We start from the raw sequence: 16,189 nt of genomic DNA, 5'->3' as shown, positions 1-16,189 counted from the left end.
TGGCTGTCGGTCCGGCGCAGTAGTCTGCTGCGGTGCCCGAACTGCCGCCCGTCCCGACCCTGTTGGCCTCCGCCGTCGAAGCGCTCGGCGGCACGGCGCGCAAGGGCCAGCAGACCATGGCCGCGGCGGTGGCGCACTCGATCGACACCAAGGAGCACCTGGCGGTGCAGGCGGGCACCGGCACCGGCAAGTCGCTGGCCTATCTGATCCCGAGCCTGCGGCACGCGGTGCAGACCGGGCGCACGGTGGTGGTGTCCACCGCGACCATCGCGCTGCAGCGGCAGCTGGTCGACCGCGACCTGCCGCGCCTGGCCGAGGCGCTGGAGAAGCCGCTGGGCCGCCGCGCGAAGTTCGCGATCCTCAAGGGGCGCAACAACTATCTGTGCCTCAACAAGATCAATAGCGCGATCCCGGACGAGGCGCCCGACGCCGAGCTGTTCGACGCGTTCGCCATCTCCCGGCTGGGCCGCGAGGTGCAGCGCCTCAACGAGTGGGCCTCCGACACCCAGACCGGCGACCGCGACGAGCTCACCCCCGGCGTCACCGACCGGGCGTGGCGGCAGGTCAGCGTCTCCTCGCGGGAGTGCCTGGGCAAGTCGCGCTGCCCGTTCGGCACCGACTGCTTCGCCGAGCGCGCCCGCGGCGAGTCCGGGCAGGCCGACGTGGTCGTCACCAATCACGCCCTGCTGGCCATCGACGCCATCAGCGGCATCCAGGTGCTGCCCGAACACGACGTGGTGGTCATCGACGAGGCGCACGAGCTGGTCGACCGGGTCACCGGCGTGGCCACCTCCGAGCTGTCCACCGCCGCCATCAGCGCGGCCGCCAAGCGCTGCGCGAAGCTGGTCGACGAGAAGGAGGTCGACCGGCTCGAGGGCGCGGCCGAGGCGTGGCACGGCCTGCTCGACGAGCTCCCGCCCGGCCGCTGGGATCGGCTGCCCGAGGGCGCGGCCCCGGTGCTGGCCCTGGTCCGCGACGCCGCCTGGAACTGCCGCACCGCGCTCGCCCCGCAGGGATCGACTGCGCCGCAAGGCGATCCGGATGCCGCCGCGACGCGCAACCTGGCCCTGTCCGCCGTCGAGGAGGTGCACGACGCGGCGGTGCGGGTGCTGACCACCTTCGAGGAGTCCGATCCGGCGGCCCGGCGCGACGTCGTCTGGCTGGCCGTCGAGGACGTGCGCGGCGTCGCCCGCCGCACCGTGCACATGGCCCCGCTGTCGGTGGGCGGACTGCTGCGCAGCCGCCTGTTCGCCGCTGCCACAGTGGTTTTGACGTCCGCGACGCTACAGGTGGGTGGCTCCTTCGACGGGTTGGCCGGCACCTGGGGGCTGCCCGCGCAGTCGCCGAACACGGTGGATCCGGCGCTGGCCAACGGCGGCGAGGCGCCCTCGGATTCCGGTGCGATACGGTGGAATTCGCTCGACGTGGGCTCGCCGTTCGATCACGCCAAGTCCGGAATCCTCTATGTCGCAAAGCATCTGCCCGCGCCGGGGCGCGACGGGCTGGCCCCGGCCTACCTCGACGAGATCGAGCGGCTGATCCGCGCCGCCGGCGGCCGCACCCTCGGACTGTTCTCCTCGATGCGAGCGGCCAAGGCGGCCACCGAGATTCTGCGCGAGCGCCTGGACACCCCGGTGCTGTGCCAGGGCGACGACGCCACCGGCGCGCTGGTCCGCCGGTTCGCCGAGGACGACGCCACCTCGCTGTTCGGCACGCTGTCGCTGTGGCAGGGCGTCGACGTGCCGGGTCCGTCGCTGAGCCTGGTCATCCTGGACCGCATTCCGTTCCCGCGCCCGGACGATCCGCTGCTGGTGGCGCGCCAGCGCGCGGTGGAATCCCGTGGGGGCAACGGCTTCATGACCATCGCTGCCAATCACGCCGCGCTGCTGCTGGCCCAGGGCACGGGTCGGCTGCTGCGCAGCGTGCACGACCGCGGCGTGGTGGCGATCCTGGATCCGCGCCTGGTCACCGCGCGCTATGGCGCGTACCTGCGGGCCTCGCTGCCGCCGTACTGGGAGACCTCCGACCCCGAGGTCGTGACCAAGGCGCTTCAGCGCCTCACCGCCGCACCCGCGGCGAAATGAGGTAAACCCGAGACAAATCCGCCCGGCTGTGATACCTCTCACAGCTCTAGAGTTCACTTCTGGGCGGAAGTAAATTGTTGAACGGTACGCCGATGACCCCCAATTCCCACATCGACGTAACCGATGTCCCCGCGCCAAGCCCTGCACGCGGCGCGGGGACACCTATGTCAGCCGACCGAAATCACTTGAGCGCCAGCGTCAGTACCGCCGCGACGACCGCGAGCACGATCGCGCCCCCGCCCCACACCACGCCGTGCCGGTACCACGGGCGGCCGTAGTCGAGCGAGTAGCGTCCCGGACCGGTGAAGCCCACCGCGGCGGCGGCCACGAGGTACAGCAGCGCCGTCTCGTACCCGCTGTACAGGCCGTGCGACCATTCCACGTGGATCGCGTTGAGCATGGTGCCGACCACGATCGCGGCCGCCAGCGGCGTCGCCAGGCCCAGGAACAGCAGTGCGCCGCCGGTGAATTCGCACAGGCCCGCGAGCGTGCCGAAGAACTTGCCGGGATGGTAACCCATCTGCTCGAACCCGGCGGTGGTCTTCTCCCATCCGGCCCCGTGGAACCAGCCGAACAGCTTCTGGCTGCCGTGGCTGAACAGCAGGCCGCCGAAGACGACCCGCAGGAGAAGAAGGCCGATCGCGGGCCCGGACACGGAACCGAGCGCTTCGCCGGAGCCGCCCGGGGTGGTGCGTAACGCGGTATTACTGTTGGCAGTCATGGCTGTGTCCTCATCTGCTTAGTTGGGGAAAGCAAAACGGACCATGGTCCGATTGAAACACGGGACACAACCATAGACGGTTCATCGTCTATTCCGCGAGGTCGGTCTACTCCGCGAGGAAGAAGAAGTATGCGAGGAATACCGCCATCAGCGCCCACATGATGGGATGCACCTCGCGGGCGCGCCTGCGGGCCACCATCACCACCGGATAGAACAGCAGGCCCATGGCGATGCCGTTCGCGATCGAGTACGTGAGCGGCATCATGACCACGGTGATGAACGCCGGGACCGCGTATTCCAGCTTCTGCCACTCGATGTCGCCCAGCGACCGGGCCATCAGCACGCCGACCACGATGAGCGCGGGCGCGGTCACCGAGGGTGCGTCGGCGACCACCGAGAACAGCGGGAAGAAGAACATCGCGATCAGGAACCACCCGGCCGTCGACACCGCGGTCATGCCGGTCCGCCCACCCGCGCTGACACCCGCGGTGGACTCGACATAGGCGGTGGTGGTGGAGGTTCCGATGATGGCACCCGCGGTGGTCCCGATCGAGTCCGCGGCCAGGGCCTGCGCGGCGCGCGGCAGCTTGCCGTCCGAACCCAGCAGCCCGGCCTGGTTGGCGATGCCGATCAGGGTGCCGGAGGCATCGAAGAAGTCGACGAACAGCATGGTGAGCACCACGATCGCCATCTGCCCGGTGAACGCGTGCGGCAGGTTCACGATGGCCTGGCCGAAGGTGTGCTCGAGCCCGTGCGGCATGGCCACCACGTGCCGCGGCAGCTGCACGAGCCCGCTGACGATGCCGACCACGGTGGTCGCGAGGATGCCGTACAGCACCGCGCCGTGCCAGCCGAACACCAGGAAGATCACCGTCACCAGCAGTCCGAACAGCGCGAGCAGGGTTGTTCCCTTGGTGAAATCACCCAGGTGAACAAACGTCGCCGGGTTGGAGACGACGACACCCGCGTTCTTCAGGCCGAGGAAGGCCACGAACATGCCGATGCCCGCGCCGACGGCCAGTTTCATCTGCAGCGGAATGGCGTCGATGATCTTCTCGCGCACCTTGGTGACGGCCAGCAGGAAGAAGATCACGCCCGAGAGCAGGGTGCCCGACAGCGCCTCCTGCCACGGAATGCCCATGCCGAGCACGACCGAATACGCGAAGAAGGCGTTCAGGCCCATGCCGGGGGCCAGCGCGACCGGGTAGCGCGCCCACACTCCCATGACCAGCGTGCCGACCACCGCGGCGACGGCCGTCGCGGTGAAGACCGCCTGCGTCGGAATGCCGCGCGCGCCGAGCTGACCGTGGTCGCCGAGTACGGCCGGATTCACCGCGAGCACATACGACATCGCGAGGAAGGTGACCGTCCCGGCCATGATCTCGCGCTTGTAGGTCGAACCGAGCCTGCTGATTCCGAAATAGGAGTCGATACGACCCCTCAGACGCGACTGAACGTCGGTACTCATCTGCTGTCTCCACCTCGGCCGACCGAACTACGAATGCCCTGAGCACCGTATATGCCGCAAAGCGCATGCCGCCATTCGGCATCGGCGAACCGGAGGCAATCGCCACCGGCGGTGGTTATATGTAACTTCGAGTTACGCGCAAACCTGTGGCAATTTAACGGAGAATTCGCCTAGAATCCGCAGGTTCTTGACCTGGGTTGTGACGACCATTACAACTACGTTACCCGCCGGATCGTGGTTCCGAACCGGCCATGTCGGAAGTGCAAGCCATTGGTTACCGATGTCGTCGACGCGGTCACGGATCTGGCGATCGCGCGTCAAGCCCTGTGGGATCTGTTGAACGATCCCGAGACCTACGCCCGACTGTTCCCCGGCATCGGCGCCTGCGAACGACTCGACACCGACGGCGGCCCGCCGGTGCTGCGCCTGCGCATCGGCTCCGGCCCGGCCGAGATCCGCACCCTGGACGTGCTGCTGATCGCGGGCCGCGAGGCCGCGCAGCTGGAGCTGCAGTGCCCGGCGCTGGGCAGCTTCGCCGCGATCCGGCTGCGCGACCACGAGGAGCGGACCCGGGTCGTGGTCACCTTCTTCGCGCCGGGCCGGGTGCATCCGGCGGTCGCGGCGCTGTCGAACGCGGCGGTGTCCGAGTGGATCCTGGCCGGATTGCACCGGGTGGCCGATCTCATCGCGGGCGCGCCCACGTCGGTGGTCGTCAACGGCGAGGATTCGCCGATGCGGCGGCAGGCCGAGGTCGCCCGGCAGATGGTGTCGACCGGCGTGGTGCGCACCTACCGGCCGGACCGGGGCATCAAACAGCTCGGCCGCCTGGCCAAGTGGGGGTTCACCCTGGCCGGCGGGTACGCCGCGGCCGCCGCGCACTCCCCGCACCGCGCCGCCGTCGTCGACGATCGCGGGGTGCGCACCTTCGCCGAACTGCACCGGCGCACCCACGCGCTGGCCGGGGCGCTGGCGGCGCTGGGCATGGCGACCGGGGACGCCATCGGGCTGCTGTCGCGCAACCATGTCGAAATGGTGGAAATCATGGTCGCCGCAGGCAAACTCGGCGCCGACGTGGTGCTGCTCAATACCGGGCTGTCGGCCACCCGGATCGAGGAGATCGCCGAAAAGCACCGCCTCACCGCTATTTTCGCGGATTCCGACCTGGAGGAGCTGATCCGGTATCTGCCGCCGGAGCTGCCGCGGTTCACCACCTACGGTCCCGCGCCGCACCCCGGACGCGCCACCGTGGACGACCTGATCGATACGGAGACAACCGGATTCGTCAAGTCTGCCCGCCCCGGCCGTCTGATCGTGCTGACCTCCGGAACCAGCGGCACCCCCAAGGGTGCGCGCCGCCCGCATCCGAAGGGCTTCGGCACGGTCGCGGCGCTGCTGTCGCGAATCCCGTTACAGATGAACGAGACCATGCTGATCCCGGCGCCGCTGTTCCACACCTGGGGGCTGGCGGCGCTGCAGATCAGCACCCCGATCCGGGCCACGGTGGTGCTGCCGGAACGCTTCGACGCCGAGGACTGCCTGCGCCTGATCGCCGAGCAGCGGATCACCACACTGATCGTGGTGCCGATCATGGTGAACCGAATCCTGGACCTGCCCACCGCGATTCGCGACCGCTACGACACCTCCAGCCTGCGGGTGGTGGCCAGCTGCGGGGCGCCGCTGGCCGGGGCCGCGGTGCTGCGGTTCATGGACACCTACGGCGACATCCTCTACAACGTGTACGGCTCCACCGAGGTGTCGTGGGCGACCATCGCCGACCCGCACGATCTGCGGGTCTCCCCCACCACCGCGGGGCGCCCGCCGCTGGGCACGAAAGTGGCGGTGCTGGACCAGGATTCGCGGCCGGTGCCGGTCGGGGCGACCGGGCGCATCTTCGTCGGCAACCACATGCTGTTCGACGGCTACACCGACGCCGCGCCGCCCGGCGAGGCCGACGGCATGCTCGACACCGGCGACGTCGGCTATCTCGACGCCACCGGCCGCCTGTTCGTCGCCGGTCGCGACGACGAGATGATCATCTCCGGCGGCGAGAACGTCTTCCCGCGCCCGGTCGAGGAGGCGCTGTCGCATCTGCCGCAGGTGAGCGAGGTGGCGGTGATCGGCGTGCCGGACCGCGAATTCGGCCAGCGCCTGGCCGCCTTCGTGGTCAAGCGCGACGGCTTCGGCCTGGACCCGGACATGATCCGCAACTACATCCGCCACCGGCTGGGCCGGTTCGCGGTTCCGCGGGATGTGACCTTCCTGGATGCGCTGCCGCGCAATGCTACGGGGAAGATAATGAAGCGCATGCTGATTCAGTCGTCTTGATCCCGGGGGCATGCTTTCTCTTGATCCCGGCGTGCTTTTGGCCGGGATCTAGCGTGAGATCCCGGCCAAAAGCACGCCGGGATCAGGGCTGGACGGCGACAGGGCTATGGGCTGGGCGAGGCGACCAGGCCGAGCTCGGCGTCGCTCGACAGCAGGCGGTGGTGTGGGAGGACGCGGACCGTGTAGCCGACCGCGCCCGACAGCGGGACCTCGGTCTGTACGGCGAAGATCTCGAAACCGGAATCGCTTCCGGTATGCGACATTTCGACCGTGGTGACGTCGGACAGGTCGTCGTCCTGGGTGACCCGGCCGAGCACCGCCTGCACCACCACGTCGGCGGGCGCCAGGCCGCCGAGGTCGATGCGGGCGCGCAGCGACAGGGTCGCGCCGATCACCGGGGTGTCGGGCAGGCCGGAGCTGTCGACCTGGGTCACTTTCACGTGCGGCCACGCGGACTCGACGCGCCGCCGGTACTCGGCCAGCTCGCGCGCACCGGCGTACTCGTCCTGCGCGACAGCGGAATACGAGGCGGCGGCCGGCGCGTAGTAGTCCACCGCGTAGTCGCGGACCATGCGCGAGGCCAGCACCTGCGGGCCGAGGGTCTGCAGGGTGTGGCGCACCATCTCCATCCAGCGCACCGGCATCCCGTCGTGGTCGCGCTCGTAGAAGCGCGGCAGCACCGACCGTTCCAGCGTCTCGTACAGCGCCGCGGCCTCCAGATCGTCGCGGCGGTGGTCGTCGCGCACGCCGTCGGCGGTCGGGATGGCCCAGCCGTTCTCGCCGTCGTACATCTCGTCCCACCAGCCGTCGCGGATCGACAGATTCAGCGAGCCGTTGAGCGCGGCCTTCATGCCCGAGGTGCCGCACGCCTCCAGCGGGCGCAGCGGATTGTTCAGCCACACATCGCATCCCCAGTACAGGTAGCGCGCCATCGACATGTCGTAGTCGGGCAGGAACACGATGCGATGCCGCACCGCGGGATCGTCGGCGAACCGCACCACCTGCTGGATCAGGCCCTTGCCGCCGTCGTCGGCCGGATGACTCTTACCGGCCACCACCAGTTGCAGCGGCCGCTGCGGATCCAGCAGCAGCGACCGCAGCCGCTCGGGATCGCGCAGCATCAGGGTCAGCCGCTTGTAGGTCGGCACCCGGCGGGCGAAGCCGACGGTCAGCACACCCGGATCGAAAACCTCGTCCACCCAGGCCAATTCGGCCGGGGCCGCGCCGCGCTCCAGCCACGACGCCCGCAACCGGCGGCGCACCTCGTCGACGAGGATGCCGCGCACCGTATTCCGCGTCGACCACAGCTCGCGCAGATCGACGTCGCGCAGCCGCTCCCAGCCGCGCGCCTCCTCGACCAGTTCGGGCCCGACGAATTCGCGTGCCTTGTCGATCCATTCGCGCGCGGCCCAGGTGGGGGCGTGCACGCCGTTGGTGACCGATCCGATCGGCACCTCGGCGGCGTCGAAACCCGGCCACAGCGGGGCGAACATGGCCCGGCTGACCTCGCCGTGCAGTTTCGATACGCCGTTGGCGCGCTGGGCCAGCCGCAGCCCGAGGTGGGCCATGTTGAACACCGACGGATCAGACTCGCGGCCCAGCCCCAGGATCCGATCCACCGAAACACCCGGCAGCAGCGGCGATTCCCGCTCCCCGTGCGAGCCGCCGAAGTAGCGGCGCACCAGCGCGGCGGCGAAACGGTCGATACCGGCGGGCACCGGGGTGTGCGTGGTGAACACCGTGCCCGCCCGCACCGCGGTCAGGGCGGCATCGAAATCCATTCCGGCGGCCATGAATTCGCGGATCCGCTCGATGCCGAGGAAGCCCGCGTGCCCCTCGTTCATGTGGAAGACATCGGGATCGGGCAGGCCGTGGGCGTGGGTGTAGGCGCGCACCGCCCGCACCCCGCCGATACCGGCGAGAATCTCCTGCTTGATGCGATGGTCCTGATCGCCGCCGTAGAGCCGATCGGTCACCGAGCGCAGCTCCGGATCGTTGTCGGCGATGTCGGAATCCAACAGCAGCAACGGAATCCGGCCGACCTGCGCGATCCACACCCGCGCCCGCAGCACCCGCCCCTCCGGCATCGGCACGTGGATCAGCACCGGCGCGCCCTCCTCGGTGAGCAGCCGCAGCGGCAGCCCCTGCGGATCCAGGTCGGGGTAGTGCTCGGTCTGCCACCCGTCGGCGGTGAGCGACTGCCGGAAATACCCGGAGCGGTACAGCAATCCGACGCCGATCAGCGGCAACCCCAGATCCGAGGCCGCCTTCAGATGGTCGCCCGCCAGAATGCCCAGCCCCCCAGAGTAATTGGGCAGCACCTCGGTGACACCGAACTCCATGGAGAAGTAGGCGATCGCGTTCGGGTGCCGCCCCGGCCGACCCGCGGCACCGTCGGTCTGCCGCTGGAACCACCGCGGCCGGGACAGATAATCCGCCAGATCCGCCGCGCCCGCCTCGACGGCCCGCACATACGCCGCGTCGGCGGCCGCCTCGTCCAGCCGCGCGGCGGGCACCTCGCCGAGCATCCGCACCGGATCACGCCCGACCTCCACCCACAGCCGCGGATCCAGCTCGGCGAACAGATCCTGCGTCGGCGAATGCCACGACCAGCGCAGATTGGTCGCCAACTCGGTGAGCGCGCCCAATGCGGCGGGCAGATGGGCACGGACGGTGAATCGACGCAATGCCTTCACCGGGTAGACCCTACACGGCCGCCGGGCCCCGGGACCGGCGGCGATACCGGTCCCGGAGGCGGCGGATCAGGCCACGGACGGGCGCAGCGTGCGGTCGAACAGGGCCAGCAGTTCGCGGCGGTGCCGTTGGTCGGCCTCGGCGTTGTACATGGCGGTGTCGGCCTGGGTGTAGCCGTGCGAGGCGCCCTCGTAGACCTCGGTGCGGTGGGTCACCCCGGCCTCGGTCAGGGCCTTCTCGAAGCGCTCGATCTGCTCCGGGGGCAGCGACGCATCGTTGTCGGCGTGACCGAAATACAGTTCGGCGCGGATGGATCCGGCCAGCAGGTGCGGGCTGTTCGGATCGTCGACGGCGAGGGTGCCGCCGTGGAATCCGCCGACCGCGGCCACCCGGTCCGGGTACGCGGCGGCGGTGCGCAGCGCCAGCCGGGTGCCGAAGCAGTAGCCGACGGTGCCGACCGGGCCGTCGGCGACCACCGGCGAGCCCGCCAGCCAGGCCAGATACGCGCCCGCGTCGCGCTCGATCCGGTCCGGGGTCAGGTCCTGGATCATGGGCATGATCTGCCCGAACAGTTCCGGGCGATGGCTCGGATCGATGAAGTCGGGCAACTCCACCACGGGCGCGCGACCGTGGCGGTAGAACACATTCGGCACCACCACGGTGTATCCGTGGGCGGCGATGTCATCGGCCAACTTCCGCAGCGAGGGGCGTAGGCCGAAGGCGTCCATGTAGACAACGACACCCGGATGCGGAGCGTTGTCGTCGGGATGAGCGAGGTAGGCATCGGCGGCGCCGTCGGGCGTCGTGACATCCACAGACTCGCCGTGTACAGCGGTCATGATGATCCTTCCTGGAGCGGCACAACACCATCGATCTTGGCCGAAGCCCGATCGGACCCGAATACCGGTACGGTTGGTGCGTGACCGGCCGCATCGCCATCGATGACACCGCCCCGACCGTCGGGCTCGGACGCTACCCGGCGAAAGCTGTGGTCGGCGAGGTGTTCCCGGTCCGGACGGTGGTCTGGCGGGAGGGGCACGACGCCGTGGCCGCGACGCTCGCGGTGCGCGGTCCCGCAAGCACACGCCTGCAGCGGATCCGGATGGCACCCGACATCGAGCCCGACGTGTTCAACGCGGTCTTCACGCCGAATCGGCCGGGGCTGTGGACCTATCGCATCGAGGGCTGGAGCGACCCGGTCGCGACCTGGCGCGCGGCGGTGGAGGCGAAACTGGCCGTCGGCCAGAGCGCCGCGGACCTGGCCAACGATCTCGAACTCGGTGCGCGGCTGTTCGACCGGGCCGCGCAGGCGGTGCCGAGGAAGCAGTGGGAGCGCCTGCGCGCCGCCGCCGCGGCGCTGCGCAGCGACGCCCAGCTCCCGGCCCGGGTGGCGCCCGCGTTCAGCGCCGAGGTGGCCGAGATCCTGCGCGAAACCCCGCTGCGCGAACTGATCACCCGCGGCCCGCAGCACACGGTGCTGGTGGACCGGCCGCGCGCGCTCTACGGCTCCTGGTACGAATTCTTCCCCCGCTCCACCGGCGGCTGGGACGCCGACGGCAGGCCGGTGCACGGCACCTTCGGCACCGCGGCCAAGGAGCTGCCGCGCATCGCCGCCATGGGCTTCGACGTGGTGTATCTGCCGCCCATCCATCCGATCGGCACCGTGAATCGCAAGGGCCGCAACAACGCACTGACCGCCGAGCCCACCGATGTCGGATCGCCGTGGGCGATCGGCTCCGCGGACGGCGGGCACGACGCCATCCATCCCCAGCTGGGCACCGAGGCCGACTTCACCGAATTCGTCGACGCCGCACGGCAACTCGGCATGGAAGTGGCGATCGATCTGGCGCTGCAGTGCGCACCGGACCATCCGTGGGTGGGCGAGCACCCGGAGTGGTTCACCACCCTGCCCGACGGCACCATCGCCTTCGCCGAGAATCCGCCCAAGAAGTACCAGGACATCTACCCGCTCGACTTCGACAACGACCCGGACGGGTTGTACGCGGAGGTGCTGCGGGTGGTGCGGCACTGGATCGCGTTGGGCGTCACCATCTTCCGCGTCGACAACCCGCACACCAAACCGGTCGACTTCTGGGAGTGGCTGATCGCGCAGGTGCGCCGCACCGATCCGGACGTGCTGTTCCTGTCCGAGGCGTTCACCCGCCCGGCCCGGCTGTACGGGCTGGCCCGGCGCGGCTTCAGCCAGTCCTACACCTATTTCACCTGGCGCACCGGCAAACACGAGCTCGAACAGTTCGGCCGGGAACTGGCCGCCAAGGCCGACGAGGCGCGGCCCAACCTGTTCGTCAACACCCCCGACATCCTGCACGAGAGCCTGCAGCACGGCGGGCCCGGCATGTTCGCGATCCGGGCCGTGCTGGCGGCGACGCTGGCGCCGACCTGGGGCGTGTACTCCGGCTTCGAGCTGTTCGAGCATCAGGCGGTGCGCCAGGGCAGCGAGGAATATCTGGACTCGGAGAAGTACGAGCTGCGCCCGCGCCACTTCGCCGCGGCCGCCGCGCGCGGAGAATCGTTGGAGCCGTGGCTGACCCGGCTCAACGACATCCGCCGCGCGCACCCCGCGCTGCAGCAGCTGCGCTGCATCGCCTTCCACCACGTCGACAACGACGCGCTGCTGGCCTACTCCAAGGTCGACCCGACCACCGGCGACGCCGTGCTGGTAGTGGTGAACCTCGACCCGTACGGCGCCGAGGACGGCATGCTCTCGCTCGACCTGCCCGCGATCGGCCGCGAATGGCACGACCACCCGGTGGTCGTCGACGAGGTCAGCGGCGAGGAATACCACTGGGCCCAAACCAATTACGTGCGGCTGGACCCGGTGCGGGCGGTGGCGCACATCCTGGCCCTGCCGCCGGTATCGGCCGAGGCCCGCACGGAACTGGCCTACCGCAGGACGTTCGGGTGAACCGCCGCGACCTCATGTTGCTCGCCGCGGGCACCCACACCGACCCGCACACGGTGCTCGGCGCGCACCCGCATCCGGGCGGCACGGTGATCCGCGCCCTGCGCCCGTTCGCGGACTCGGTGTCGGCGCGGGTGGGCGACAAGGACTTTCCGCTCGACCCGCTCGAGCACGGCGTGTTCGAGGGCGTGGTGCCCTATCCGGACCTCTGGGACTATCGGCTGCTGGTGTCGTATCCGGGCGGCCGGACCGTGCTCGACGCCGACGGCTACCGATTCCTGCCGTCGGTCGGCGAATTCGATCTGCACCTGATCGGCGAGGGGCGACACGAGCGGCTGTGGGAGGTGCTGGGTGCGCATCCGCGCCGATACACCACGCTCGACGGCGAGGTGGCGGGCACCGCGTTCGCGGTCTGGGCGCCCAATGCCCGCGGCGTCAGCGTGATCGGCGATTTCGACGGCTGGACCGGAAACACCGCACCCATGCGGAAACTCGGCGGCTCCGGGATATGGGAGCTGTTCGTGCCCGGACTCGGCCCCGGGGCCACCTACAAGTTCCGGGTGCACGGCGCCGACGGCCGCACCGCCGACCACGCCGACCCGCTCGCCTTCGCCACCGAGACGCCGCCCGCGTCGGCCTCGGTGATCACCGAGAGCAGCTACGTGTGGCACGACGCCGAGTGGGTGGCCCGGCGCGAGCGGACCGATCCGCTACGCTCGCCGATGAGCGTCTACGAGGTGCACCTCGGGTCCTGGCAGCCCGGCCTCGACTACCGCGAGGCCGCCGACCGGCTCGCCGAATACGTTCGCGGCCAAGGCTATACGCACATCGAGCTGCTGCCCATCGCCGAGCATCCGTTCGGCGGCTCGTGGGGCTACCAGGTCACCTCCTATTACGCGCCCACCGCCCGCTTCGGCACCCCCGACGACTTCCGCGCCTTCGTCGATCGCCTGCACCGCGCCGGAATCGGCGTCCTCCTCGACTGGGTGCCCGCGCATTTCCCGCGCGACGACTGGGCGCTGGCCCGCTTCGACGGCACCGCCCTCTACGAGCACCCCGACCCCCGCCGGGGCGAGCAATTGGACTGGGGCACCTACGTTTTCGACTTCGGCCGGTACGAGGTGCGGAACTTCCTGGTCGCCAACGCGCTGTACTGGATCGAGGAATTCCACATCGACGGGCTGCGGGTGGACGCGGTCGCCTCGATGCTCTACCTGGACTACTCGCGGCCGCCCGGCGGCTGGGAACCGAACGTGCACGGCGGCCGGGAGAATCTGGAGGCCGTCGCATTCCTGCAGGAGATGAACGCGACGGTGCACCGGCTGCATCCGGGCGTGGTCACCATCGCCGAGGAGTCGACCACCTGGCCGGGCGTCACCCGCTCCACCGATGTCGGCGGGCTGGGCTTCACCATGAAGTGGAACATGGGCTGGATGCACGACACGCTCGGCTATTTCGGCCGCGATCAGGTGCATCGCAGCTGGCATCACAACGAGATCACCTTCTCCACCGTGTACGCCTGGAGCGAGAACTACGTGCTGCCCATCAGTCACGACGAGGTGGTGCACGGCAAGGGCACGCTGTGGACCCGGATGCCCGGCGACGACTGGGCGAAAGCCTGTGGCGTGCGGGCGCTGCTGGCCTACATGTGGGCGCATCCGGGCAAGCAGCTGCTGTTCATGGGCCAGGACTTCGGCCAGTACCGGGAGTGGTCGCACGACCGCGGCCTGGACTGGCAGGAGCTGGACAATCCACTGCACCAGGGCATTCGGAGCCTGGTCCGCGACCTCAACGCCGCCTACCGCGCCCATCCGGCGCTATGGACGCAGGACACCTCCCCCGGCGGCTACTCCTGGATCGACGCCGACGACCGCGCCCACAACATGCTGGCCTTCCTCCGGCACGGCAGCGACGGATCGGTGCTGGCCTGCGTCTACAACCTGTCCGGCGCCGAACACCGCGACCACCGCATCGGCCTGCCCACGCCCGGGCGCTGGCGCGAGGTGCTCAACACCGACTCGATCGCCTACGGCGGCAGCGGAATCGGCAACCTCGGCGGCGTGGACGCGACCGCGGAGCCATGGCACGGGCGCCCGGCCTCGGCCTTGGTCACGTTGGCTCCCAACAGCGCCGTGTGGCTGACTCCGGAATCCTCGGTGAGATGATCCCGGCCAAAAGCACGCCGGGATCATGGACACTCGCGTGGGTGCGCGCGTTGTCAGTACAGCGCGGTGGCGAGCTTGCGGCGCGCCGCGACGACCACCGGATCGGCGGTCTCGAATAGATCGAACAGCTCCACCAGCCGCGAACGCACGCGGTTGCGGTCGTCGCCCGCGGTCCGCTTGATCAGCGCGATCAGGCGGTTGAAGGCGGATTCGGGCTCCTGGTTGAACAGTTCCATGTCGGCGGCGGCGAAGGCGGCGTCGATATCGGCCGGGTCGGCGTCGGCCCGCGCGATGGCGTCGGCCGGAAGGCCCTGCGTGCGCGCGTAGAAACGGATCTGGCGCAGCGCCGCCTTGGCCTCGTCGTTGGCGGGCTCGGCGGCCAGGATGGCCTCGTACGCGGCCTCGGCGCCGGCGATGTCGCCGCGCTCGAGCGCCTCCTCGGCGGCGGTGAAGCGCGGGTCTTCCGGGATCTCGGCACCCTGTTCGTCGTCGCCGCCCTCGCCGCCCGGCAGGCGGCCGCGCACCGCGTCGACGACCGCGGCCAGCCACTGCTTGACCTGCGGTTCCGGCTGCGCGCCCTGGAAATCGGCCAGCGGCTGGCCCGCGGCCACCGCGATCACCGTCGGAATGCCCTGTACGCCGAACGCCTGCGCGATGCGCATATTCGGCTCGGCCTCGACGGTGGCCAGGTCCCAGCTGCCGCCGTTCTCGGCGGCCAGGCGCTCGAACAGTTTGACCAGATCGACGCTACCCGGGCTGCGCTGCGAATACAGGACGACCACCACCGGGACCTGCAGCGAGCGCCGCAGGACCTTGGCTTCGAAATCGGCCTCGGTGACCGCATGGTCACCCGGGACGTCCGTGGCGGCCGGCTGCTTCAGGCTGGACAGATCCACCGCGCCGGACATGGCGGCGGCGACGGCGGGCGAAGGACGACGTGCTGCAGGTCGAGTCACGACTTCCAGTTTGTCACGACTGGGCGGCGGCCGGTGCCGCGGCCGTGCTCAGCTCGCCCAACTGCCCGCTGCGAATGGCCCAGCGCTCGAACCACAGCGACGTGAACGGGACGACCGCCGACAGCAGCCCGAGCGCCAGCGTCTTGCCCGGCCACTCGTACTCGCGGAACGCCAGCAGCACGTTCACCGCGAACAGCAGGAAGATGATGCCGTGCAGCATGCCGAACACCATCACCGGCCAGGTGATCGGATCCGGCAGCCGCTTGAGCACCGACCCGGTCAGCAGCAGCGCCCACGACGGAGCCTCCAGCAGACCGAACAGGCGCACCCGCTTCGCCACGGTGCTCAGGTCAAAGAATTCGCCCATGCGCCCATTGTGCCCAACCCCTACGACAGCCTGTAGTCGGTCTACATCAATGTGCCCCACCCCACACCCGAGGCACAGCCGAACCCACCGGTCCCAGCATGCTTTCCCATGGCCCGGGCGTGCTTCCCCATTGGTCCCGGCGTGCATCCCCATTGGTCCCGGCGTGCATCCCCATTGGTCCCGGCGTGCATCCCCATTGGTCCCGGCGTGCATCCCCATTGGTCCCGGCGTGCATCCCCATTGGTCCCGGCGTGCATCCCCATTGGTCCCGGCGTGCATCCCCATTGGTCCCGGCGTGCATCCCCATTGGTCCCGGCGTGCATCCCCATTGGTCCCGGCGTGCATCCCCATTGGTCCCGGCGTGCATCCCCATTGGTCCCGGCGTGCATCCCCATTGGTCCCGGCGTGCATCCCCATTGGTCCCGGCGTGCATCCCCATTGGTCCCGGCGTGCTTTTGGCCGGGACCTCACGTGAGATCCCGGCCA

10 protein-coding genes are annotated in these 16,189 nt (G+C 69.7%); 4 read left to right on the top strand and 6 right to left on the bottom strand.

Translation table 11 applies throughout. From position 1 onward, the window contains the following. Positions 1-32: 32 nt before the first annotated feature. Positions 33-2,084, top strand: coding sequence for an ATP-dependent DNA helicase (locus tag HPY32_RS01130; RefSeq protein ID WP_067582203.1), 2,052 nt, complete (start codon positions 33-35; stop codon positions 2,082-2,084). Positions 2,085-2,265: 181 nt separating this feature from the next. Here HPY32_RS01130 and HPY32_RS01125 read toward each other — a convergent pair whose 3' ends face one another. Continuing rightward, positions 2,266-2,805 (bottom strand): DoxX family protein, encoded by a 540-nt coding sequence (locus tag HPY32_RS01125; RefSeq protein WP_082870895.1) that lies wholly within the window; start codon positions 2,803-2,805, stop codon positions 2,266-2,268. Between the two features lie 106 nt (positions 2,806-2,911). After that, complete coding sequence (locus HPY32_RS01120) at positions 2,912-4,273, bottom strand: NCS2 family permease (protein ID WP_067582200.1); 1,362 nt, start codon at positions 4,271-4,273, stop codon at positions 2,912-2,914. Positions 4,274-4,543: 270 nt separating this feature from the next. Here HPY32_RS01120 and HPY32_RS01115 point away from each other — a divergent pair, with 270 nt between their 5' ends. Further along, positions 4,544-6,598, top strand: a complete 2,055-nt coding sequence (locus HPY32_RS01115; RefSeq protein ID WP_067582197.1) for an AMP-binding protein — start codon at positions 4,544-4,546, stop codon at positions 6,596-6,598. Between the two features lie 104 nt (positions 6,599-6,702). Here HPY32_RS01115 and glgP read toward each other — a convergent pair whose 3' ends face one another. Both glgP and HPY32_RS01105 read right to left on the bottom strand, forming a co-directional pair. Beyond that, the gene (gene glgP, locus HPY32_RS01110; RefSeq protein WP_067582194.1) at positions 6,703-9,294 is read right to left on the bottom strand and encodes an alpha-glucan family phosphorylase; all 2,592 of its coding nucleotides are present in this window, start codon (positions 9,292-9,294) and stop codon (positions 6,703-6,705) included. 66 nt (positions 9,295-9,360) lie between these two features. After that, positions 9,361-10,131, bottom strand: coding sequence for a dienelactone hydrolase family protein (locus tag HPY32_RS01105; protein ID WP_067582191.1), 771 nt, complete (start codon positions 10,129-10,131; stop codon positions 9,361-9,363). An 80-nt stretch (positions 10,132-10,211) separates the two neighbouring features. Here HPY32_RS01105 and HPY32_RS01100 point away from each other — a divergent pair, with 80 nt between their 5' ends. After that, positions 10,212-12,218 (top strand): alpha-1,4-glucan--maltose-1-phosphate maltosyltransferase, encoded by a 2,007-nt coding sequence (locus tag HPY32_RS01100; protein WP_067582188.1) that lies wholly within the window; start codon positions 10,212-10,214, stop codon positions 12,216-12,218. A 14-nt stretch (positions 12,219-12,232) separates the two neighbouring features. Further along, positions 12,233-14,380 carry a 1,4-alpha-glucan branching protein GlgB gene (gene glgB / locus HPY32_RS01095; RefSeq protein ID WP_067585507.1) on the top strand — a complete coding sequence of 716 codons (2,148 nt, stop codon included), beginning with the start codon at positions 12,233-12,235 and terminating at the stop codon, positions 14,378-14,380. 53 nt (positions 14,381-14,433) lie between these two features. Here the strand turns inward: glgB and HPY32_RS01090 are convergent, their stop codons facing one another. Together HPY32_RS01090 and HPY32_RS01085 are read right to left on the bottom strand one after the other, a co-directional pair. Then, a complete protein-coding gene (locus HPY32_RS01090; RefSeq protein WP_067582185.1) occupies positions 14,434-15,288 on the bottom strand; it encodes a tetratricopeptide repeat protein in 855 nt (284 codons plus the stop codon). A gap of 61 nt (positions 15,289-15,349) precedes the next feature. Next, the gene (locus HPY32_RS01085) at positions 15,350-15,703 is read right to left on the bottom strand and encodes a DUF3817 domain-containing protein (RefSeq protein WP_067582182.1); all 354 of its coding nucleotides are present in this window, start codon (positions 15,701-15,703) and stop codon (positions 15,350-15,352) included. Positions 15,704-16,189 lie beyond the last annotated feature (486 nt).

The sequence above is a fragment of the Nocardia terpenica genome, from assembly GCF_013186535.1.
Taxonomy (GTDB): Bacteria; Actinomycetota; Actinomycetes; order Mycobacteriales; family Mycobacteriaceae; genus Nocardia; species Nocardia terpenica.
This window is presented reverse-complemented; position numbering and strand designations above follow the sequence as displayed.

What these genes read in the sequence shown, in the direction of transcription:
- HPY32_RS01105 (WP_067582191.1), bottom strand. Translation starts at nt 10,131, where the DNA reads ATGACCGCTGTACACGGCGAGTCTGTGGATGTCACGACGCCCGACGGC.
- HPY32_RS01120 (WP_067582200.1), bottom strand. Translation starts at nt 4,273, where the DNA reads ATGAGTACCGACGTTCAGTCGCGTCTGAGGGGTCGTATCGACTCCTAT.
- glgB (WP_067585507.1), top strand. Translation starts at nt 12,233, where the DNA reads ATGTTGCTCGCCGCGGGCACCCACACCGACCCGCACACGGTGCTCGGC.
- HPY32_RS01125 (WP_082870895.1), bottom strand. Translation starts at nt 2,805, where the DNA reads ATGACTGCCAACAGTAATACCGCGTTACGCACCACCCCGGGCGGCTCC.
- HPY32_RS01085 (WP_067582182.1), bottom strand. Translation starts at nt 15,703, where the DNA reads ATGGGCGAATTCTTTGACCTGAGCACCGTGGCGAAGCGGGTGCGCCTG.
- HPY32_RS01090 (WP_067582185.1), bottom strand. Translation starts at nt 15,288, where the DNA reads ATGTCCGGCGCGGTGGATCTGTCCAGCCTGAAGCAGCCGGCCGCCACG.